This window comes from Clostridioides sp. ZZV14-6009 (genome assembly GCF_020658095.1).
GTDB lineage: Bacteria > Bacillota > Clostridia > Peptostreptococcales > Peptostreptococcaceae > Clostridioides.
The window spans coordinates 1-21,555 of record NZ_JAGWDG010000030.1; the positions used below are offsets into that span (position 1 = coordinate 1).

The window sequence follows — 21,555 nt, forward strand, 5'->3', positions numbered from 1 at the left end:
TATAAGGTAGTAGTGGCGAAGACACCGTCCAAGTAGCTTGGCTTTGTAACCACCTATGATTCTATCGTTTAGATAGTGTTAAGTCGTTAGCCACCAAGAATCCCCTTGCTTTAGCTATGGGGAGTGTGTCAAATAGATTCCTTTAAATAACAAAATTTATTTATTAATTTGATATTGTAATATTCTAGATATATAATAAAATCAATAATAAGAAAATCTTTTACAAATATATACTTAGGTCTTTAAATCGGAGGAAAATATTATGGATAAAAATATTAAAACAAGTAATTATAATGTTCCATTTGATTATGCACGAAAAAAACTCAAAGAATCAGACCCTCATACAATTAGTAATTTAAGTAATATTGACTTTAATAGTGATTCAAGCAAATTTAATATTGATTTTTTTGGTAGACAGTATACGGTTGATTATCCAAGTGGAGAAGTTTGGAATAGTAATGGAAGTCTCTGTAAAAATTTCGAACTTAAGATTCTAATGCTTAGGTATTTGTGTAATGCTAAAGGTATACCTCTTACAAATAAATATATAACTTTTAAAGAAGTTCCTGGAGGTAATGTTTATTATCCTAACTTTCTAAATAGAACTCTAGCAAGACTTTCAGAAATCTTTACATCTCAAATAGATAAATATAAATTAGTCATGGAGAATATTGGAGCTGAAAAAATAAAAATGGGTGACCTAGCTTATAAGTTTACATACATAGGTAATACTTCTATGATATTTATACTTTGGCTTGGAGATGATGAATTTCCACCAAATTCAAATATATTATTTGACTCTAATATAATTTATTATTTTAATGCAGAAGACTTAGCAGTTGTTCCTGATACAGCTATAGATGCAATTTTGAATAAAGTAAATCAATTATAAGCATCAATACTATTATAATAAATTTTTTGATAAATTTAGTTAGAATCTAACATGAAATGGAGTTAAAAAATGAACGTAGAAAATCAATATTTATCAGATATAGAAGAGATATTGTCACACAGATATGATAATGGTGCAGACTATTGGGCTACACCTGACAAACGTTTAATGAAAGGTTCACCTTTCACCACACTAGATAGTGTACTTTATCTATTGGAATTGGGTATGAAACCTACTGATACTTTACTTAAAGAATGTGCTGACTTGATATTTAGCACATGGAGAGAAGATGGGCGTTTTAAATTATATCCAAAAGGAGGTATTTATCCCTGCCATACAGCTAATGCAACCAATGCACTTTGCCACATGGGATATGCTTCAGATGTTAGAATCCAAAAGACGTTTCAATACTTTTTAGATACTCAGTATACTGATGGTGGTTGGCGTTGCAATAAGTTCAGTTTTGGTAGAGGTCCAGAAACTGAGTACTCAAACCCACTTCCAACACTTAATATATTAGATGCATTCCGTTTTAGCGACTATTTAAATAAAGAATCAAAACTTGATAAGGCTGTGGATTTTTTACTTGAACATTGGACAATTAGAAAACCAATCGGACCTTGCCACTATGGAATTGGTACATTATTCATGCAAGTTGAATATCCTTTCCGCAATTACAATCTATTTCTTTATGTTTATGTTTTATCATTTTATAATCGTGCAAAGAAGGATAAGAGATTTCTAGAAGCATTAAAGATACTTGAATCTAAAATGCCAGATAATCAGATTGTTGTTGAGCGTGTAGTCCCAAAGCTATCCAAGTTATCTTTCTGTAAAAAAGGTAAGCCAAGTGTACTAGCTACAACACACTACTACGAGATATTAGAAAATCTAGAAAAAAGATAATGCTATTATACATAAATAAGTATAGCTTCTTTGTATTTTTAAAGCTGCTATACTTATTTAAAATGATGTTACATAAAACATATTAAACCGGCTAGTCTAACTGATTTAAATATTCTTGTTTACTCTTTCCAATTTGTAACACAATCTCATAATTTAATTTACTTCTCCTTAAGTCAACTCCAGATATACTTTTTATCATCCCACAGTCTAGCATGTCTTCAAAGACCTTTCGAGATAAGCCAAGCTTCTCACGTAATAATGTGGATACCTTTAATTGACATGGATACTTACTTGCAATATGAACTTGTGTAAGGTCATCAATACAAATATCTTGACCTACTATTTTATATTCTGGGATACCAACTTCCGCCCCATTTCTATGTAAAAGCCCAACATTCATAGCATATTGTTTAACAAGATTATAATCATTCGTATAAAATTGTTCTAATATTTCTGGATTTAAGTTTTTTGGATTAATACGAGAATATATGGTTGAATTCCATGTAGAATCACAATTTGAGCATTTATATATTAACCAAATATCTAAATACTTATGTTGAGCATTCACTCTAAATAAATCTGAACAAATATATTCAGTCTTTTTTCCACATTTTTTGCAGTACCTAATTACTGGCAATTGGGATTTATACTCAATCTCCCAAGTAATTTTTTGCATAAATACAATTTCCTTTCTATAATATTGCTAAAATAGAAAGTTGTGAAAAGGTGGAATATAATCAAGCATTTTTTTCAAAATAGTACCTCCTAATTTTTAATAAATTTTAATTTCAATTATATACTTATATAACAAATTATTTTCTCTTAATATAGACACTACCTCTGGATTTTATTATTATATAAGCTTCTGAAATTAATTAAATTATAGCATCCACTAAAAAAAAACTATACCTTAAACATTTTTAACAAAAGAAAATAAGCCAGTATAGCTATATAACTATACTGGCTTACATTTAAATATCTTTTCTTTTTTCTTGTAATATAATTCTTTGAATACTCTTCAAAGACAGATAATATTTTTCTGATAAATATTGCAAATCATGACCAACTTGATAATCTTCATAAATTTGCATATTTCTAATTGTTAAATCTTCACGAGTAGATGTATTACTTCCCCATTCTCTTTTATTGTTTGATTTTCTGGGAATATAAATACATTCTCCATCCACATATTCTTGTATCAATTCAAGTAATTCTTCTGGTAATACATGTATTGCTTTTTTATAGCTCATTTTGCTCTCCTATTAAACAGTAATTTTTTATTAGGAATAGCAAAGGGCTATCTGTATATTAAATTTTATAGTTGCAATAGCCCTTGCTATGCAAAAATAAAGATTAAATCAAGCATAAAGTCTCACCCCTCCTTATACCACAGCAATACATATAAGTCTATCAATAGCACAAATAGTTGTCAATCAACATAAATTTCTTTATTTTTTATTTATATTTGTAGTTTATTACATATCAAATTAGAATTGTTAATTAACAGAAACTTTTTACATTGATGGGTTTATTACTGAACATGGAACTCCAACTATACATTTTCCACAGATATCACATCCACCTATATAAGAATATTTTTTCTCATTTATCATGCACATTTCATAACACTTATTTCTATCAAACCCATCTTCTTTTAAAGCTTCTTTCACACATTTACTTACACACTTTTTACAACTGTTATTATGTTTATACAAGCAGTATTCCTTTTCTGGTCTTTTAGTTGGTTCTAATTTTAAACTTGTGATTATACTTCCTACCCTTCCACAACATCCTTTTTCTGTAATAAGCATATTATTTAGACCAAAAGTTCCAAGACCTGCTATGAATGCTACATGTCTTTGTGACCAATCACTAATCAATTTATCATTGTCAAAATTATATGACCCAGGAATAGCGTAGGAGTCAAACCCCATATTTCCTAGCTCTTCACATAAAAAAGTATTCAAGTCAGAAATCAATTTATTAGTTTCTATATAAGCTCTTGCCCAACTTTCTGAACATTCAAGCCCTCCAATATTACTATCATTTATGTTTTTATCAAAGGGTATAAAATATGTAATTATAGTCTTACCATCTTTCAAGAAGTCTTTTGGCATAGCATGAGATGTTCCTATAACTTTTTTTAACTGCTGAAACATTTCATCTTCAGCAGATGCATAGGCAAATAAAAGTTCTTGCCATTTTGAATTTACATTATTTGACTTATTGTAATCTTTTACAAAACGGTTCATTAATTCTTCAATTTTAGTTTTCATAATATCCCCCTAGACAATTCTATCTCTAATTTCATGTTATTATTTTATATTATATACCAGTACTCTATATTATGCTTTATCAATTGATATCAAAATAAAAAACTTCCAGCATCTAAATTAGATGCTGGAAGTCTGTTTATTTCAATTATTTAATCTAACTAATTGAAATTCCTGCACTTGCATATCCTGCTACAGTATTAACTAATGAAAGACCTGAAGCTGATGCAGTAAATACTAATAGGAAACGAGTTTCTGCTGTTGCTGGTATGCTTAATCCTGTTGCTATTCCAGTAGAAATTGTTCCTACTGACAATAACCCTGTAAGTGGTGGAGCTAGTGTAACTGTTGCTCCTGGTACAGCTGTAAATGTATTATTTGGTGTAGTTGATTGGTAAAGTGTAGCTGTAATTGTAACTGTTGAACCAATAAGTGAAAGTGCTAATGTTGTACTAAAATATGCTGAAATAGATGTTATTGTTCCAGCTCTTGGCATTGAAAATGCAAAGTTAGTCAATGTTCCTGCTGGGTTTGTAAGATCTATTGTTCCACCAACTATACTTACACCTGGAGCTGAACTACCAAAACCAACAAATCCTGGTGTTCCTATTAATCCACCAGCTATAGTTGTAAGTGATAGTGGTATACCTGATGAAAAAGGTATTATTGCACTAGCTCCTGCTATTCCTGTTGCTCCAGTCGCTCCTGTTGCCCCAGCTAATCCTGTTGCTCCTGTTGGACCTACTAATCCATCTGCTCCTGTATTTCCTGTTGCTCCTGTTGGGCCTGTTGCTCCATCTGCTCCTGTATTTCCTGTTGCCCCTGTTGGACCTGTTACTCCTGTTGCTCCATCTGCTCCTGTATTTCCTGTTGCTCCTGTTGGACCTGGTACTCCATCTGCTCCTGTGTTTCCTGTTGCTCCTGTTGGGCCTGTTGCTCCATCTGCTCCTGTGTTTCCTGTTGCTCCTGTTGGACCTGTTGGACCTGGTACTCCATCTGCTCCTGTGTTTCCTGTTGCTCCTGTTGGACCTACTAATCCATCTGCTCCTGTTGGACCTGTTGCTCCTGTCGCTCCTGTTGCTCCTGTTATTCCTACCCCTGTTGCTCCTGTATTTCCTGTTGGACCTGTTGCTCCAGGTGTTCCTATTGGACCTGTTGGGCCTGTTGGGCCTGCCAATCCATCTGCTCCTGTATTTCCTGTTGCTCCTGTTGGGCCTGTTGGACCTGTTGCTCCATCTGCCCCTGTATTTCCTGTTGCTCCTGTTGGGCCTATCAATCCATTTGCTCCTGTTGGACCTGTTGGGCCTGTTGGGCCTGTTGTTCCAGGTGTTCCTGTTGCTCCTGTTGGACCTATTAGACCTGTTGCTCCTGTTGCTCCTACTCCTGTTGCTCCTGTTGGACCTGTTGGACCTGTTACTCCAAATCCTGTTGCTCCTGTTATCCCGGTTGGACCTGTTATTCCATTTGCTCCTGTTACTCCTGTTGGGCCTGTTGGGCCTGTTGGACCTGTTACTCCATCTGCTCCTGTATCTCCTGTTGCTCCTGTTGGACCTGTTACTCCAAATCCTGTTGCTCCTGTTGCTCCTGTTGGGCCTGCTGAACCTGTTGCTCCTGTTGGGCCTATTAACCCTGTTGCTCCTGTGTTTCCTGTTACTCCTGTGTTTCCTATTGTTCCTGTTGGACCCATTGGTCCGGTTGTACCTGTTGGGCCTGTGGGACCTGTTCTACCTCTGGGACCCATTGGACCTGTTGGACCTATACATGATGGTGGGCAACCATGATGACAGTCACAACTATTACAACTATCGCAACCGCTATTGCAATCACCATAATTGTTATCATGGTTATTACCATCAAATGGGCCAAAATATTTATTTTTACTCATTACTTAAAGCACCTCCTAATATATTTGAGCTTTCATGCTCTCTACATAATATGTCAAAATTAGTATTATTGTGACTTATTAATAACTTTTATATTTACTAAAATAATTTTCATTGTATAAAATAGCACTATCGTTAGGTTTGATTTCTTTTGCTTTTTCATGATAAGATATGGCTTTATCCATTTCTCCTAGTTTGTCATAGCATACACTTAATTGTATACACGGCAAGTATCCATAACAATCATTTGACTTAAATCCTCCATTAATGTCATTTTTATCTCTAGTTAACGCTACCTTATACCAAAAAATAGCTTCTTTATATCTTTGTCTATCAAACAAGTGCTTTCCTATATCACAGCAAACTTCTGCTCTTGGCTCATCAAATTCAAAGCTTCTAAATAAAGAATATAAGGCACTTTTTTCATCATTAATTAAGTAATAGCATGTGGCTAAATCTCTGCAAGCACTTATACAGTCCTCAATCCACCCTTTTGAAGAGTCTAAAAACTTAGTAAAACCTTCTATAGCGTCTTTATACCTTGCATTGTAATACAATTCTCTTGAGTAATAAAACTGATGTCTTGGCTCCAATATCCTACCTTCTGAAATCATTTTTTCAAAAATTCTGAGATTTCTTAAAGGGTCCTGTCTGTGAAGTTTTTTATGTGATATTGCAATGTCAGAATAAAATATTTCTCCAACAAGAGGTATTACTTCATGAATAGGGTCAACCCATTTATAATTAGAACTTCTCTTAAATAAGCGTTCTCTATAATATGATAAAGTTGGTTTTCCGTTTTCATCAAATGATACATTATATTTTGCCATGACCATATCAATAGAAGTATCTAAATTTTCCTTAACTTTTGATAATTCTTTTCTATCATCTTCTAAAATTATGTCATCTGCATCAAGCCACATTATATAGTCTTTAGAAGCTTTAGAAAATGAAAAATTTCTCGCAACAGAGAAATCATCTATCCATTCGAAATCGTACACCATGTCCGTATATTTTGAAACTATTTCTTTTGTGGAATCTGTAGAACCAGTATCTACAACTATAATTTCATCTACTATATCCTTTACACACTCTAAACATCTGCCTATAACTTCTTCCTCATTTTTAACAATCATGCACAAACTTATTGTAATCATAATGTACAACTCCTTTGTCTTTTATATATTACAGACATAAGTAATATATGGTATTTCCTCTTATTTTGTTATTGAAAGTTAGAAAATTTTTAACGACAAAAAATCAGTAGGTAAGTTTATTTATCATGTATATTTATAGTTCATTTTTATTGAATTCATAATTTAAATACTTCGATTTGATTGATATGTATTTTTGCGTTACCATAAGTATAAGAATATGTAAAATTTAATCATTCATACAATATAAAAAATTAAACTATTTTTGGTAGGAGGTAAATTATGAAAAAATACTTTGAAATGTTAAAATCCAGTGGAGCTGATATTGCAGTTTCAATAGACCCTAAAACGATTGTCACAGCGGCATGGACAATTTATAAGTGTCAGTTTGGTTGTAATACATATGGTCATAGTCATTGTTGTCCGCCCAACACTCCAACTTATCAACAGACACAAGCAATAATAGATTGTTACAGAAAAGCTATTTTATTTCGATGTCACAAAATGAGTATTGTTACTCCTCTAGCTGTTGAAATAGCAAGAGAACTTTTTTTAGATGGATACTATAAAGCAATTGCTTTTGGAAGTGGTCCTTGTACAAAGTGTGCCAAATGTAATCCTGATACTTGTAGTTTTCCTAACAAGACTGCTCCATCAATGGAAGCATGTGGTATTGATGTTTTTGCTACAGTAAGGTCAAATGGACTTGAAATAAATACTTTGCGAGAAAAGGGAGAAATTCAAAATCACTTTGGTTTATTATTAGTTGATTAAAAAAATTAATATTTTCTACTCAGCTTAACCAGTGTGGTCTATAAGTTATAATACCATTACAACCACATTGGTTAATATCTCTAGAAAATATCTAAACTTGTATGTAAAATTACTATTTATTAATCATTTACTTGCCATTTTAAAAACTTCTTTTTTAAACAAAAAATAACCATGTTTATTTAAACATGATTATTTTAATATTAGTTATATACTATATATTAAGCTTTTAAAAGAGTACTCTACTCTCTTTTCTCCATTATACAATCAATTAATCCGTATTCTTTAGCTTCCAGTGCAGACATAAAATTATCTCTATCTGTATCTATTCTAATATCTTCTATTGATTTTCCAGTATTCTCAGAAAGAATTCTATCTAATTTTTCCTTTTTTCTCAATATATTATCTACTGCTATTTTTACATCTGTTGCTTGCCCTTTAACACCACCCATAGGTTGATGTATCATAATCTCTGCATTAGGTAGGGCATATCTTTTTCCTTTTGTACCTCCAGCAAGTAAAAAGGCGCTCATACTTGCAGCCATACCAATACAAATAGTTGATACATCACATCTGACATAGTTCATAGTATCGTATATAGCAAACCCTGATGTTACAACCCCTCCTGGGCTATTTATATATATAGTTATATCTGCATCTGGGTCTTCTGATTCTAAGAATAGTAATTGAGCTACTACCAAACTTGCAATAGCATCATTAATTTCTTCCCCTATAAATATAATTCTATCTTTTAATAGTTTTGAATATATATCATAAGACCTTTCACCTTGACCTGTCTGTTCAATCACATGTGGTACTAAATTCATGCTACTTTCACCTCACAATTAATATTAAAGTTGAGATAAGAATTGATTTCATCTCTTCTTCGTTCATAATTAATACTTGTATAAGAAATACACTCTACATTTTGGATTTGATGATTTGAATTTAAAACAAATCTTTGTTGAATAGGATAAAATTCATCTTTACTTCTATATATTTGTGGAGATTCTTTATATAAAGTTTTAAATGCTAATGTGAAAGACTGGTGTGTAGCATATCCAACTGTAAGAGCTATATCTATAATGTATTTATCTGTAAATACAAGTTGTCTAGCTGCTTCAGTAAGTCTCCTTCTTTTAATGTATTGATGTATAGTACATCCCACAATATTTGTAAACATTCTGTGTAAATGATATTTTGAATAACTAGCAACATCAGCTATTTTATCTAGATTTAGATTTTCTGTAAGATGTTCTTCTATATAATCAATGATTTCCATAATCACATCTGTATTTGTTTTCAACCTCATCATCTCCTTTTAAGTATTATAACTCATACAAGAATTTTCTTCTTAATATAAATTGCTATCTTAAATAAATGACTTGTATAAAAACTTAATTAATAATAAATTTACAATTTGTTGAATTACTTTAGCTATCATTTACTAATTTTATTTTTCCTATATTCTTTCAGACCTTTATTTAGTAAAATAGATTCTTTCTTATCTCTTTTACAAGTAGCAAGTGTTATACAAAGATAGATAATAAATATAGATAGTGCTATAAACAGAGCTTGAAAAATATGCCCACTATCAATCCAATTACTTTTAAATGAAAACCACATAACAAAAACAAACAGAAAAATCATATGAATTACTTGACGAATTAGTAACTCTTTTCTACCTAGTTCTCGTTTTGAATAAAAAATTAATGTGGATAGAGATGTTACCAATGCAATTAATAAAATCTGTTGGAAAATACTTATACTAAATGTCTCATCAGGGCTAAATAATAGACAAGAAGTAAAAACAGATATTAAAACTCCTGTAGTTATCATACAAAAACAACGAACTACATTCTTTAGTATATTTATTAAATTCATATTCAATCAACTCCTTTATATCCTTAGTTTTTTCTTCAATATTGGTACATATTGACGTGAAATAATTGTCTTTTCACCATTATCTAGTATTACTTCAAATCTACCATTAAACGCTGGTACAATTGAGTCTATTTTTGTAAGATTTAATATTACAGACTTGGATATTCTAAGAAAATCACTATTAAAAAAAATTTCCTCAATCTGATAAAGCTTCTTCTTAAACTCATAAACATCATTTTTACAATAAAGATAAGTATGATTATCTACAGATTCGAAGTAATAAACATCTAAAGGATTGATACGATAGAGTTGTTCATTTTTATATGCTATAAGAGACTCTCTTTGCATCCTGATGTTAAAAATCAATTTAAGCATTTCATCATCAAGATTTCTGCATCTTATGATAATTTCATCCTCTTCTCCATCTAATGGAGTTTCAATTACTACTTTCACTCTAACACATCCTTTCTTTTGATTTCTATAAAAAGACTATACTGTATTTTCCTACTATTAATTTCTAGCTTTCTTTTCTTGATACCATAAGTATAGTAACAAAATAAAAGACTATTGCAGAAATAACTAGAAACATAATATGAATTGAAGTTTCAGGTAAACTGCCAATACCACCAAATGTTACTCCCATATGTTCATTAAATGCAGTCAATACATTTGTTGAATCCACAAATGTTACTTTTGATGGAGACTCCGTAATAATTTGTCTAAGTAATACAGTCCCATGTGAAATTGGAAATAACTTTATAATGGTTTGTACTGCTTGAGGTAAGCTTCCAATAGGTATATAAATTCCTGTCAAGAATCCAATAAGAGTACCTATAATCGTAGAAGCAGTTGCAAATGTATCTATGCTATTTAACAAATTTACAATAAAAAATATCATTGCACTAGATGATAAAACTGTTAATAATATTACACCAATGACCTTTATAATAGAAAGCATAGGTAAAAATTGTCCCCCACTTAATACAATATATATCTCTGCAAGTATAAATGTAAATATACTCATAATTACACCAATTAAATATGAACTTAAAATATATCCTCCTACCAGCTCTCTCATCTTAACAGGCGAACAATAAAAATCTTTGGTTCTTTTTAATTCCTTATCCAATACTGTAACTCCAAATGAACCCATTGTTGTAGTTACAGAAACAACAGAAATAATTCCTGCCATTGCCCAACTATTCATTAATATATCTATGTCTTTAATATTTGGATAACCTTCCTTCAAATTTTCTCCTAAAAAAATAACATATATAGCGATTACAATTATTGCACCTAAAAAAGATGAAAATACGCCTCTTTTATTTCTTAAAAAAATCATTATATTTCTTTGTGCTATATTAAACATTTTTTTCACCTCTATTTCTAACTATATTCAAAAATACATCATCTAAATTATTTGCTTTGTATTTATATTTTAGTTCATGAGGTGAACCTTTTGCTGTTATAACACCATAATCAAGCATTACAATATAATCAGCTTTTGAAGCCTCCTCCATATAATGGGTTGTAAGAACTATAGAAAAACCATATTGTTTTTGTAATTTTAATATAGTATCCCATACACATTTTCTAGCTTCTGGGTCAAGCCCTGTTGTAGGCTCATCTAGAAACAGTATTTTAGGAGTATTTAAAAGAGCTCTTGCTATATCAGCCCTACGCTTTTGACCTCCAGACAATTTACCATATGGTCTATCTATAAATTCCATAGCTCCTACAGATAAAGCAGATTCATGCACAATTTGTCTTACTTTATCTTTATTCTTAATATAAAATTTTGCACGAATTGTAAGATTCTCTCTTACTGTCAAGAGTGGGTCTAGTATACTTTCTTGAAATACTACTCCAATTTTTTCTTTAATCTTATTATCCTCTACACCTAACTTATGCCCATCTATAATCACTTCTCCACTATCATAATTCAATAATGTACAAAGAATATCAATTGTTGTAGATTTTCCAGCACCATTAGCTCCCAGTAATGCAAACAAATTACCTTCCTCTACATAAAAATCAATCCCTTTCACAACTTTAAAAGCATCATAGCTTTTTTGCAAATTAATTACTTCTATTATCTTATTCATCCATTTCATCTACCTTCCTTAATTGATGATTTCAGAATACAATAAGTAATTTGTCCACACAATACAATTAGAAGTATGTAGTATAAATGAATATGTGAGTTGTAAAAAAACTAAAGTAAAATACATACCTAAAAATAAGCTATTGTAAAAACATTCCCTATACATCTTGATTTGTATGTATTATTTTGCTAAGTATTCTTACTCCCTGTTCAATTTCATCAAAAATAAGATGAGCATATCCTAGGACAACTTCATGGTCATATTCTACTTTACTCTCAATTGCATATTGCTGTACAGGATAAATCATAAATTTGTCTTGATAATGATATGTCACTATTTCTATTAATTGTAATCCATATTTTAATACCTCCAAAAGTGGTTCTATAAAATTACTATAAAAATGGAACTACAAAATCCACTTTTTACTTGCTAAGATTATACCATAAAACAAAAAATAAAAAGGAGTCTAAATTATGTTAGAAATATCAAATAGAGTAAAAGAAATTTATCCCAATATTAAATTTGGAGTTATGATTGTAAATATGACCTATTCAACGCCTAATGAAGAAAATTTTTTACTTCTTAAAACCTCTGAAATTGAAAATATTATTGCACAAAATCCTGAATACAATCGTAAAGAAAAGATTAAAACAGAACCTCTTTCCAACTACATAAAGTATTATAAAAAATTTAAGAAAACTTATCCTGTATTACTTCAACTAGAATCCCTTTTACTAAAATCAAAAGGTATTCCAAATGTAAGTCTACCTATTCAAGCAATGTTTTTAGCAGAATTAAAAAATCTTCTTCTAACAGCAGGACATGACCTTGATAAAATAGAATCACCTTTAAAAATAGATTTAGCAAATGAAAATGAACATTTTTATGGTATAGGAGAAAGAGAGCAAACTCTAACAAGAGACGATTTATTTTTATCAGATAACCTTGGTATACTATCTAGTATTCTTAATGGACCAGATAATCGTACAAAGATTACAAAAGAAACTAAAAATATTCTATACTTTGTATATGGCCCTGATGGAGTTTCTGAAAAACAAATTTATGACCACCTAAGCGATATAAAAGATTATATTTTAAGTGGTTTTCCAGACTCGAAAATTGATTTAATTGATGTATTTTAATTAATATCGATGTATTTTTATTAATATAATGAAAATTTAAGTTTAGTGGATATTCAAAGTATTAGTAGGTATTCTAAGTAATTAAAATAGTGAAGTATACATCATTGTTCAATCAGATATATACTTCACTAAAATTAATTTTATATAAGCATTAACTTTTTATAGAACTTTATTTAAAAAAATAACTCATTATACATCTCATATAGATAACTTACTTTTATATCTAAAGAGTTTCATAAGAAACAATTTCATTTAAAGGAAGACGAGTTTTATCATGTCTATTTGGGCTTTCTGGTGTTCCAGCCTCATATCCTATTAGTAATATGTTTACTGGTTCAAGATTATCTGACAAATTAAATTCTTCTTTAATTACATCTGGATTAAAATAACATACCCATACACTCGCTAACCCAAGTTCAGTTGCTTGTAACATCATGTGGTCGGTGATTATACTTGTATCAATATCTGTAAGTTGTTTACCATCAAAAGGTCTTGTCCAAACTTTATCCTTATCTCCACATACGATAATTGCTAATGGTGCATCATATATATTTGCAGCCTTAGAAACTTTATTAAGACCCTTTTTTTCTTGTATTACAATTAATCTTTGAGGCTGACGATTACCCCCTGTTGGAGCTATCCTAGCAACTTCTAAAATTTTATCTAGTTTTTCTTTTTCAACCTTTTTATCCTGATAATTACGACAAGAATATCTTTTTTTGGCGATTTCAACAAAATTCATTTATTTCCCCCCTATCATTTTATTGGGCTAAGTTGATGATTTATTTAACCTATGCTATAATCTTATCACTATAATTATATATTACAATAATGCACTTTTTTGTAACATAGTACCAAAAAGGGTACTTCAAAATATATTGAGAGGTCTAAAAAAATGAAAAAATGTTCAAGTAATTACAGTTGTCCTATAGAAGCAACACTTGCATTGATTGGTGGTAAATATAAAACACTTATCCTTTGGCATCTTAAAGATACCACATTAAGATTTAATGAACTTAGAAAATTAATTACTAAAGCAACTCCTAAAATGCTAACTCAACAATTACGTGAATTAGAAACAGATGGTTTTATTATAAGAGTTGTTTATCCTGTTGTACCTCCAAAAGTGGAATATTCATTATCCGATTTTGGAAAAAGCATTATTCCTATTTTAGATGTTATGTGTGATTGGGGTTCTGATTACTTAAATAAACTTTAATTTATTATAATTTAAATCCCATAGCTAATTTTACAACTTCCATATGTTCCTTAGATGTCAACATTTCTAAAAGCTTAAAAGCTACATGTGGTGCGGTTTCTGGACAATATGAAGTTATAATATTTCTATCTACAACAATTGGCTCATTGACTACATTTACATCAAATTCACTTAACTGTTTTTGTCTTTGACCATCTTTTAAATGATATGTAGTAGCTTTACGATTTTTTAAAACACCGCTTTTACCAACAGGTAAAGCTGCTACACAAATAGTAGCAATTATCTTTTCCTTTGTATCAAACTCTCTTATTAAGTTTAAAAAAGATGTATCATATGCTTCATCATAAAATCCAAACTCTTCAAATCCTCCAGGAATAGCTAAAGCATCATAATCATCTACACATATTTCATCTATTGTTTTGTCAACTAATACTGGAACATTAAATGTGCTTACAACTTGCTTTTTAAATCCACCAGTTACTACATCTATATCGTAATCATAATCATTTCTAGCCCATCCCATAACATCTACAAATACGCTAAATTCCATAGTTTCAAAACCTTTTGCTAAAAAAACTAAAACTTTCATATTGTATTTTCCTCCTAAAAATATGTAATAAAGTAGGTATTAATATAATCACCATTTAAGTCTATGCTCATCTAAAAAATATCTTTGATTGTATTAATTTCCTCTTTAATTGTTGATAAAACAATGGTTGTATTGGCTTTCTGGATTCCTCTGATTTTTTTCAAAGTTATTGCTATAAATTCTTCAAGTTCATTTGTATCCTCTGCTAATACTTTTATTAAATAATCATATTCTCCTGAAATGTGATGACATTCTAATACAGTGTCATACTCCAATATAGTCTTCTTAAACTCTTCTATACTTTTAGATAAATCTGTATTGATAAATATGAAAGCTAAAAGTTTATATTTTGTTTTTTCTCGATTGATTTGAATAGTATACTTTTGAATTATATTTGACTGTTCAATTTTCTTTATACGCTCTGAAACTGCTGGTATTGATAGATTAACTTGTCTACTTATTTCAGAAGTTGAGGCTCTACTGTTCTTTTTTAGAGAATTAATTATTTTTAAATCTATCTCGTCTATATCTATTCACCTCCTTAATTATTTAGTATAATTTTAGCTAATAATTTAAAATAAGTAAATAATTTAAATTATTTCAATAAAATTTAATGAAAATTAATACTTATCATTAAATTTTTAAACTAATTAAATATAACATACATAATACACTTAAAATATTTAAACTAAATTAATGTTAGTATTTTTATTGTATATCAACTCAATTTTCTAAGTGTAAAGCTAATACTCTTCAAATTATTATTTTATAGTAACAAACTTTTTTATTTTATAAAAAAAGTAATGATTATAATTTATATATTTATAAAATTACAATCATTACTTAGTAATTAATATTAGATGTATTTCTCTACATACATATATTATATATATTCTTTTATATACCTTTAAATTTATCTACGTTTTTAAGAAATGTATCTTTTGGCATAGGCTTTGCATACAAATAACCTTGTGCATAATAACAATCAATACTCATTAAAAATTCTGCTTGTTCTATCCTCTCAACCCCCTCACAAATTACCTCTAATCCCAAGTCATTTGCCATCTCAACTACTTTACTAATAATCTTACCTACTTTACCTTTTCCTTCAGAATTATCTAAGAGAGATTTATCTATTTTAAGAATATCTACAGAAACTTGATTTAGAAGATGTAATGAAGAATATCCAGAACCAAAATCGTCAACAGAAATTAAAAAACCAAGCTCCTTAATCTCATTTATCATATCATTTGATATACTATCATTTTCAAATAGACTTTCAGTTATCTCAAGTTCAATTACACTTTTAGGTATATCATATTTAGCAAGCAAATTTTGTAATCTATTTATATAATCTTTTTTCTGAAAATGTACTCTTGATTGATTTACAGAGATTGAAATGGGTTTAACTCCAGAATCTATCCAAAACCTTGTCAACTTACATACTTCTTCTAACACAAAAAAATCAACATCTATAATTCCACCACTCTTTTCAAGTATAGGAATAAATTCTCCTGGAATCATAAATCCAAGTTCTTTATGATTCCACCTAACAAGTGCTTCTGCACCAATAATGTTATTTGTTCTCATATCAAACTTAGGTTGATAATAAACCTGAAATTCATTATGTTCTAATGCATAATCTATTCTATCAACAATCTCTTTTTCTTTGTTAAGACTTTCTCTGAGAGATTCATCAAAATATATAATAGATGAATTACTTCTTTTTGCTTTTCTTCTAGCAATTTCAGCATAATCAATAGCTTTTGTAATAACAATGTCTTCATCTTTGATAATATATACTCCAAAGTTTGCCTTTACTTTAATGCCAAGCCCCTTAACTTCAAAGTATGAAGTACTTTTACTTATATCAATAAGAGTTAATTCCAAATCTTTTTTTAAATCATAAGGTAAAAGTAAAAGAAAATGGTCCGCTTTTACATGAGCTATTAATGCCCTGTCTCCAATAACTCTATTCAAAACTGATGCAATTTCTTTTATAATCATATCTCCAGAATCTCTACCATAATTTTCATTTATGATAGCAAACTTAGATATATCAAAAGCAATTAATGCATAAAATTTTTCTCTATGCTTTTCTAGAACTCGTGGTGCTTGTTCTTCAAATCCATTGTAATTCCAAACTCCATTCTCTATATCTTTAAATGCCAAATTAAAAATATGAGTGGAATGTCTTTTGTTGATTGCAATAACATAAGAAAGTACTGCTATTATAACTAAAAAGAAACAAAAAGAAATTAAAACTGTTTGAACTGGATGCTGATGAATATACTGTGATAAACTAATTTTATAGTCTTGAAAAATTGTATGCTTTGCAATAATTTCTGAATACTCATCTTTATTAAGTGCATTTATTCTCTTATCCAAAATGGAATATAATGTTGGATTTATATTTTTTCCAACACCTAAAGATATATTAGTTTTATAATCATTAACTAGAATTGCTTTTAAATTATTATAATCTTTTTGTATATAGTCTTCAGCAGAATATGTATTTACAAATGCAGCATCTGCATCTCCACTTTTCACTGCATTTATAGCTTTTTCTTCAGATTTATATCTTTGAATGTTGATACCTTTATAGTGTTCTTTGAGATACTCATCATTGAATGTATCGCTCTCAGCAACAGCTATATTATCAAATTTAGTATTTTTGTAATTTTTAGTTATCATGCTATAGTTCAATGTCATATAAGGAGATGTAATCTTAATTCCATTCTGCTCTGCCCATCCATAATCTGAATTAAAAAAACATATAACATCTGCCTTCCCCTCTTTTACCATATCAATCGATTCTTTATATGAATTAGCTTTTACATAATCTATACTTAATCCAAGATCTTTTACAATTAAATTAAATATATCTGGTACAATACCTTTAAGTCCACCTGTATCTAAATATGATAATGGATAGGAGTTTGGCATACTTACTACACGTATATTATTATTTCTTTTTAAGTAATCTCTTTCTTCCCTAGAAAGAATAGATGTATCTTTATTACTAGACTGATAGTACTTACTATATAAATTAAACTTATATGCCGGATTATCCATTTCAATATCTTCTAAAGCTTCATTTACCTCTTGTAACAGTTCATTATTGCCTTTTTTTACAATACAATAAAATGGAGATGGAGAAAATTGCGCAATTACGTTTTCGTTTTTGACTTTTCTCAAACTACTAGTTAATATTGCATCTACTTTTTCACTTTTTAATGCATTTTCCAATTCTTCCTGATTTTTAAAATATTTAGATGTGTAATTAAATCCTTTTTCATTTGCAAATTTCTTTAAATGTTCATTTCTACTATTTCCATAAAGTAGTCCAACCTTTATTCCATTAAAATTTTTATAATCATTTGGTGTATACTTTGAGTTTCCGCTTTTTACTGTAAGTCGTGCATAACTACTTCCCATAGGTACTTCTGAAAAATCAAATTTCTCAGCACGTTCTTTTGTATATTGTGCAGAAGTAAGTAAGTCAATCTGTCCATTTTCTAACATAGTTTGACACTCTTCCCATGTACCAGATACATATTCATATGTCCAACCAGTATGCTTTGCAATCTCATGAAGATATTCATATCCATACCCATTTCTATTTCCATTTTTATCATAATCATGATATCCTTCAAAATCAAAAAAACCTACTTTTATAACACGACTTTCTGTCTTTGCAAGTGATTGTATTGGAAAACACATAAATATCATACAATTAATTAAAAATATGATGAAAATCAGTCTCTTAATTGACACAAACTTTAGCCCCCCCCTCATATAAAATCTTCTCTCAAATTATTTATAATCATTCTAATAATAAATTACTTAGATTTATATCATGCATAAACTTATCATTACACTTAATACTAAAAAAATATATGTTTATCTAAGAATAAATAAACATATATTTTTAGTGATTACTCTGAAAGTATAACTTTATATAGTCATTATATATTTTTATTTATTATAATTATATAAATATCTTAGCATACCATTGAAAGTTCAACAATACTACACCTTTGATTTTATAAGTTGCAATATTTTATGAATATACTTTGCACTGACAAAACAGGAACTTTGACTCAAGATAAAGTAATCTTAGAATACTCTCTTGATATTCATGGAAACTAACACTTTTAACAACAATCGGAATTACAATTGGGACTATTATACCTTATACACCATTTGGAAATGCTATTGGTATGATTCCACTTCCAAATATTTACTTTATCGGGTTGATTTTTACTATCTTATCTTATATGGTATTAGTAACTATGTTAAAAAAAATCTTTGCAAAAAAATATGGAGAATTGCTATAATTTAAACCTATTGTATTATAAAAGTTGTCATGTAAAAATATCTTTTATATTGACTATGATTAAGTATTATGATACCATGATTTAAGCTATAATTAGTGATATATGTATTAAATTAAATAAGAAAAAATCAAAAGTACAATAGTACAATTTAAATATAAATGAATTAGAATTAATATTGAGATTAGGATGTGAACAATTATGATTTATATAAAATTAGTTAAACTTGTTAGAAAACTTAACTCTACACAAATGTATACGATGAAGCGTTGTGTAGAGGTTAATCTGGAAGCTTAAAGCTTCTATCTTCATCGGCAAATATAGGTTTAGTGTAGTTTTTTAACTATGCTTATTTAAATTTACCTATTTGCCGATAGATATATAGATTTTACGGCCATAGATAGCAATGCTTATCTATGGCCTTTTGTTTTTCCAAAAGCAGAGGTCGGCATTTTATAATGCTATTCCTCTGCTTTTTTTATTTTCATAAAATTTTTATAGTAAAAAAGGAGTTTGAATTATGAGTTTATTAAAAGTAAATAATTTATCACAATGTTTTATGGATAAATCACTGTACGAAAAAGCTGACTTTGATTTATTCAAAGGCGAACATATAGGTGTGGTTGGCCAAAATGGTGTAGGTAAAAGCACCTTAATTAAAATTTTATTAGGAGAAGTTATCCCTGATACAGGAGAGATTAAGTGGCAACCTAATATTAAAATAGGTCATCTGGACCAATATGCAGATATTAATAGAGATACAACAATATCTCTGTATTTGCACACTGCATTTGAAGACCTCTATACAATAGAAAAAGAAATGAATTTGCTATATCAGGAAAGTGCTATATCTGGAAATGAGCAACAACTTATTAAGGCATCAACTTATCAAGAGCAATTAATAGCAAGTGATTTCTACTCTATAGACAATGAAATAAATAGGGTAGCAAATGGTCTTGGACTAGATTCAATAGGAATGAATCGTATTATTGGGGAACTTAGTGGAGGTCAAAGAGCAAAAGTAATTATGGCAAAATTATTACTTTCTAATTATGAAGTTTTATTATTAGATGAACCAACAAATTTTTTAGACAAAGAACATGTTGAATGGCTTGCCAATTATCTAAATACATTTAGAGGTGCATTTATTGTAGTCTCACATGATTTTGACTTTCTAGAAAAAATCTCCACAGGTATTCTCGATATAGAATTTGGAATGATTAAAAAGTATCATGGAAAGTACTCAGAATTTCTTAAACAAAAATCACACTTAAGGGAGGATTATATTAGAAAATATCAAGCACAACAAAAGAAAATAGAAAAAGAAGAAACATTTATACGTAAAAATAAAGCTGGTGTAAATTCAAAAATTGCAAGAGGAAGACAGAAACAATTGGATAGAATAGAAAGAATAGCTCCTCCTAACTTTACAGGAAAACCGTGTATCCAATTTGCAGAAATTGAAATGTCTGTACAAAACGCACTTACAGTAACTAATCTTGAAGTTGGATACTATTATCCATTACTTCCAAAATTAAATTTTTCTGTTAATACAGGTCAAAAAATAGTTATAACTGGATTCAATGGAATTGGTAAATCCACTTTGCTAAAAACATTGGTTAAAGATATTCCTTGTATTTCTGGAAACTTCATCTTCTCAGAGCAGATAAAAATTGGTTATTATGAACAGGATTTAAAATGGGAAAATCCTACTAAAACACCACTTCAAATAATGGCAGATAAGTATCCAAAATTAAGTACAAAAGAAATCAGACGCTCTTTAGCCAAGTGTGGTGTAAAAGAAGAACATGTTTCAAGAAGTGTTTCCACTCTAAGTGGAGGTGAACAGTCTAAAGTTAAATTATGTTGTATGATTCTATCCCCTTGTAATTTCTTGATTTTAGACGAACCAACTAACCACTTTGATGCAGAAACAAAAGATGCTTTACAAAATGCTTTGAAACAATTTAAAGGAAGTATTATTTTGGTTTCTCACGAAGAAAAGTTTTATAAAGGTTGGATTGACAAGGTATTTAATATAGAAAAACAATTGATATAAATTCCTATACTATTAGGAGATATTATGTTTATTGACAATACTAATTATTAATTATTTTTAATATTTCAGTATCTCTTGTATTTGTTATATTTGAGACTATAAATATTTTACTAAAGTATAAATATATTAATAGGCACTCATAAATGGGTGCCTAAAAAACAACTACTAGAATTCAGTCTAATCAACTCTATTCACAAGCTTATATCCAAGCCCTTTGACTGTTATAAGTATTTTAGGATTTGAAGGATTATCTTCAATCTTTTCTCGTGAACTACCATCCACTTAACTACCTACGGTAATGTTTGAAGTGGTGGCTTCTTGGTCAAGATAACTATTGTTAT

The 21,555-nt window shown here is 29.4% G+C and carries 22 protein-coding genes and 1 pseudogene; 6 read left to right on the forward strand and 17 right to left on the reverse strand.

Features of this window, described 5'->3' with window-relative positions:
* Positions 1-262 precede the first annotated feature (262 nt).
* Positions 263-892, forward strand: a complete 630-nt coding sequence (locus KGF36_RS19370; protein WP_227830368.1) for a DUF3786 domain-containing protein — start codon at positions 263-265, stop codon at positions 890-892.
* Positions 893-961: 69 nt separating this feature from the next.
* Positions 962-1,798, forward strand: a complete 837-nt coding sequence (locus KGF36_RS19375; protein ID WP_227830367.1) for a prenyltransferase — start codon at positions 962-964, stop codon at positions 1,796-1,798.
* A 91-nt stretch (positions 1,799-1,889) separates the two neighbouring features.
* Here the strand turns inward: KGF36_RS19375 and KGF36_RS19380 are convergent, their stop codons facing one another.
* From KGF36_RS19380 to KGF36_RS19400, 5 genes are all read right to left on the reverse strand, one after another.
* Positions 1,890-2,474 (reverse strand): DUF1062 domain-containing protein, encoded by a 585-nt coding sequence (locus tag KGF36_RS19380; RefSeq protein ID WP_227830366.1) that lies wholly within the window; start codon positions 2,472-2,474, stop codon positions 1,890-1,892.
* A gap of 295 nt (positions 2,475-2,769) precedes the next feature.
* Positions 2,770-3,048 carry a CD3324 family protein gene (locus KGF36_RS19385; RefSeq protein WP_227830365.1) on the reverse strand — a complete coding sequence of 93 codons (279 nt, stop codon included), beginning with the start codon at positions 3,046-3,048 and terminating at the stop codon, positions 2,770-2,772.
* A 264-nt stretch (positions 3,049-3,312) separates the two neighbouring features.
* A complete protein-coding gene (locus KGF36_RS19390; protein ID WP_227830364.1) occupies positions 3,313-4,074 on the reverse strand; it encodes an epoxyqueuosine reductase in 762 nt (253 codons plus the stop codon).
* A gap of 154 nt (positions 4,075-4,228) precedes the next feature.
* Positions 4,229-5,956 carry an exosporium glycoprotein BclB-related protein gene (locus tag KGF36_RS19395; RefSeq protein WP_227850896.1) on the reverse strand — a complete coding sequence of 576 codons (1,728 nt, stop codon included), beginning with the start codon at positions 5,954-5,956 and terminating at the stop codon, positions 4,229-4,231.
* A gap of 78 nt (positions 5,957-6,034) precedes the next feature.
* A complete protein-coding gene (locus KGF36_RS19400; protein ID WP_227830362.1) occupies positions 6,035-7,111 on the reverse strand; it encodes a glycosyltransferase in 1,077 nt (358 codons plus the stop codon).
* 279 nt (positions 7,112-7,390) lie between these two features.
* Between KGF36_RS19400 and KGF36_RS19405 the strand changes: the two genes are divergently transcribed.
* Entirely contained in the window at positions 7,391-7,882 is a 492-nt protein-coding gene (locus tag KGF36_RS19405) for a DUF2284 domain-containing protein (protein ID WP_227830361.1), read from the forward strand.
* 239 nt (positions 7,883-8,121) lie between these two features.
* Here the strand turns inward: KGF36_RS19405 and clpP are convergent, their stop codons facing one another.
* The 7 genes from clpP to KGF36_RS19440 form a co-directional block, all read right to left on the reverse strand.
* A complete protein-coding gene (gene clpP, locus KGF36_RS19410; protein ID WP_227830360.1) occupies positions 8,122-8,706 on the reverse strand; it encodes an ATP-dependent Clp endopeptidase proteolytic subunit ClpP in 585 nt (194 codons plus the stop codon).
* The gene (locus KGF36_RS19415; protein ID WP_227850898.1) at positions 8,703-9,185 is read right to left on the reverse strand and encodes a helix-turn-helix transcriptional regulator; all 483 of its coding nucleotides are present in this window, start codon (positions 9,183-9,185) and stop codon (positions 8,703-8,705) included. The genes clpP and KGF36_RS19415 overlap by 4 nt, the downstream gene beginning before the upstream one ends.
* Before the next feature lie 134 nt (positions 9,186-9,319).
* On the reverse strand, positions 9,320-9,763 hold the full coding sequence (locus KGF36_RS19420) for a DUF3021 family protein (RefSeq protein WP_227830359.1): 444 nt from the start codon (positions 9,761-9,763) through the stop codon (positions 9,320-9,322).
* Positions 9,764-9,778: 15 nt separating this feature from the next.
* Positions 9,779-10,216, reverse strand: coding sequence for a LytTR family DNA-binding domain-containing protein (locus KGF36_RS19425; RefSeq protein WP_227830358.1), 438 nt, complete (start codon positions 10,214-10,216; stop codon positions 9,779-9,781).
* Between the two features lie 64 nt (positions 10,217-10,280).
* Positions 10,281-11,132, reverse strand: a complete 852-nt coding sequence (locus tag KGF36_RS19430; protein WP_227830357.1) for an ABC transporter permease — start codon at positions 11,130-11,132, stop codon at positions 10,281-10,283.
* Positions 11,125-11,877, reverse strand: a complete 753-nt coding sequence (locus KGF36_RS19435; RefSeq protein ID WP_227830356.1) for an ATP-binding cassette domain-containing protein — start codon at positions 11,875-11,877, stop codon at positions 11,125-11,127. The genes KGF36_RS19430 and KGF36_RS19435 overlap by 8 nt, the downstream gene beginning before the upstream one ends.
* A gap of 148 nt (positions 11,878-12,025) precedes the next feature.
* Entirely contained in the window at positions 12,026-12,241 is a 216-nt protein-coding gene (locus KGF36_RS19440) for a hypothetical protein (protein WP_227843034.1), read from the reverse strand.
* Between the two features lie 100 nt (positions 12,242-12,341).
* On the opposite strand from KGF36_RS19440, the gene KGF36_RS19445 reads away from it, so the two are divergent.
* The gene (locus tag KGF36_RS19445; RefSeq protein ID WP_227830354.1) at positions 12,342-13,010 is read left to right on the forward strand and encodes a phenylalanine--tRNA ligase beta subunit-related protein; all 669 of its coding nucleotides are present in this window, start codon (positions 12,342-12,344) and stop codon (positions 13,008-13,010) included.
* A 223-nt stretch (positions 13,011-13,233) separates the two neighbouring features.
* Here the strand turns inward: KGF36_RS19445 and KGF36_RS19450 are convergent, their stop codons facing one another.
* Complete coding sequence (locus KGF36_RS19450) at positions 13,234-13,752, reverse strand: nitroreductase family protein (protein ID WP_227830353.1); 519 nt, start codon at positions 13,750-13,752, stop codon at positions 13,234-13,236.
* A 153-nt stretch (positions 13,753-13,905) separates the two neighbouring features.
* On the opposite strand from KGF36_RS19450, the gene KGF36_RS19455 reads away from it, so the two are divergent.
* Positions 13,906-14,229, forward strand: coding sequence for a winged helix-turn-helix transcriptional regulator (locus tag KGF36_RS19455; RefSeq protein WP_227830352.1), 324 nt, complete (start codon positions 13,906-13,908; stop codon positions 14,227-14,229).
* A 4-nt stretch (positions 14,230-14,233) separates the two neighbouring features.
* Here KGF36_RS19455 and KGF36_RS19460 read toward each other — a convergent pair whose 3' ends face one another.
* The 3 genes from KGF36_RS19460 to KGF36_RS19470 form a co-directional block, all read right to left on the reverse strand.
* Positions 14,234-14,818: a DJ-1/PfpI family protein gene (locus tag KGF36_RS19460; RefSeq protein WP_227830351.1), complete on the reverse strand. Its 585-nt coding sequence runs from the start codon at positions 14,816-14,818 to the stop codon at positions 14,234-14,236.
* A 71-nt stretch (positions 14,819-14,889) separates the two neighbouring features.
* On the reverse strand, positions 14,890-15,351 hold the full coding sequence (locus tag KGF36_RS19465; protein WP_413894772.1) for an Lrp/AsnC family transcriptional regulator: 462 nt from the start codon (positions 15,349-15,351) through the stop codon (positions 14,890-14,892).
* A gap of 364 nt (positions 15,352-15,715) precedes the next feature.
* Positions 15,716-18,595 (reverse strand): EAL domain-containing protein, encoded by a 2,880-nt coding sequence (locus KGF36_RS19470; protein ID WP_227830350.1) that lies wholly within the window; start codon positions 18,593-18,595, stop codon positions 15,716-15,718.
* Positions 18,596-19,675: 1,080 nt separating this feature from the next.
* Between KGF36_RS19470 and KGF36_RS19475 the strand changes: the two genes are divergently transcribed.
* A complete protein-coding gene (locus tag KGF36_RS19475; protein ID WP_227830349.1) occupies positions 19,676-21,214 on the forward strand; it encodes an ABC-F family ATP-binding cassette domain-containing protein in 1,539 nt (512 codons plus the stop codon).
* Between the two features lie 177 nt (positions 21,215-21,391).
* On the opposite strand, the pseudogene KGF36_RS19480 reads toward KGF36_RS19475, so the two are convergent.
* Positions 21,392-21,481: pseudogene (locus KGF36_RS19480) on the reverse strand (DNA-binding response regulator); the annotation flags it as partial.
* Between the last annotated feature and the right edge of the window lie 74 nt (positions 21,482-21,555).

Coding starts and splice junctions, on each gene's coding strand:
- KGF36_RS19370 (WP_227830368.1), top strand. CDS start 263: ATGGATAAAAATATTAAAACAAGTAATTATAATGTTCCATTTGATTAT.
- KGF36_RS19375 (WP_227830367.1), top strand. CDS start 962: ATGAACGTAGAAAATCAATATTTATCAGATATAGAAGAGATATTGTCA.
- KGF36_RS19380 (WP_227830366.1), bottom strand. CDS start 2,474: ATGCAAAAAATTACTTGGGAGATTGAGTATAAATCCCAATTGCCAGTA.
- KGF36_RS19385 (WP_227830365.1), bottom strand. CDS start 3,048: ATGAGCTATAAAAAAGCAATACATGTATTACCAGAAGAATTACTTGAA.
- KGF36_RS19390 (WP_227830364.1), bottom strand. CDS start 4,074: ATGAAAACTAAAATTGAAGAATTAATGAACCGTTTTGTAAAAGATTAC.
- KGF36_RS19395 (WP_227850896.1), bottom strand. CDS start 5,956: ATGAGTAAAAATAAATATTTTGGCCCATTTGATGGTAATAACCATGAT.
- KGF36_RS19400 (WP_227830362.1), bottom strand. CDS start 7,111: ATGATTACAATAAGTTTGTGCATGATTGTTAAAAATGAGGAAGAAGTT.
- KGF36_RS19405 (WP_227830361.1), top strand. CDS start 7,391: ATGAAAAAATACTTTGAAATGTTAAAATCCAGTGGAGCTGATATTGCA.
- clpP (WP_227830360.1), bottom strand. CDS start 8,706: ATGAATTTAGTACCACATGTGATTGAACAGACAGGTCAAGGTGAAAGG.
- KGF36_RS19420 (WP_227830359.1), bottom strand. CDS start 9,763: ATGAATTTAATAAATATACTAAAGAATGTAGTTCGTTGTTTTTGTATG.
- KGF36_RS19430 (WP_227830357.1), bottom strand. CDS start 11,132: ATGTTTAATATAGCACAAAGAAATATAATGATTTTTTTAAGAAATAAA.
- KGF36_RS19435 (WP_227830356.1), bottom strand. CDS start 11,877: ATGAAATGGATGAATAAGATAATAGAAGTAATTAATTTGCAAAAAAGC.
- KGF36_RS19445 (WP_227830354.1), top strand. CDS start 12,342: ATGTTAGAAATATCAAATAGAGTAAAAGAAATTTATCCCAATATTAAA.
- KGF36_RS19450 (WP_227830353.1), bottom strand. CDS start 13,752: ATGAATTTTGTTGAAATCGCCAAAAAAAGATATTCTTGTCGTAATTAT.
- KGF36_RS19455 (WP_227830352.1), top strand. CDS start 13,906: ATGAAAAAATGTTCAAGTAATTACAGTTGTCCTATAGAAGCAACACTT.
- KGF36_RS19460 (WP_227830351.1), bottom strand. CDS start 14,818: ATGAAAGTTTTAGTTTTTTTAGCAAAAGGTTTTGAAACTATGGAATTT.
- KGF36_RS19475 (WP_227830349.1), top strand. CDS start 19,676: ATGAGTTTATTAAAAGTAAATAATTTATCACAATGTTTTATGGATAAA.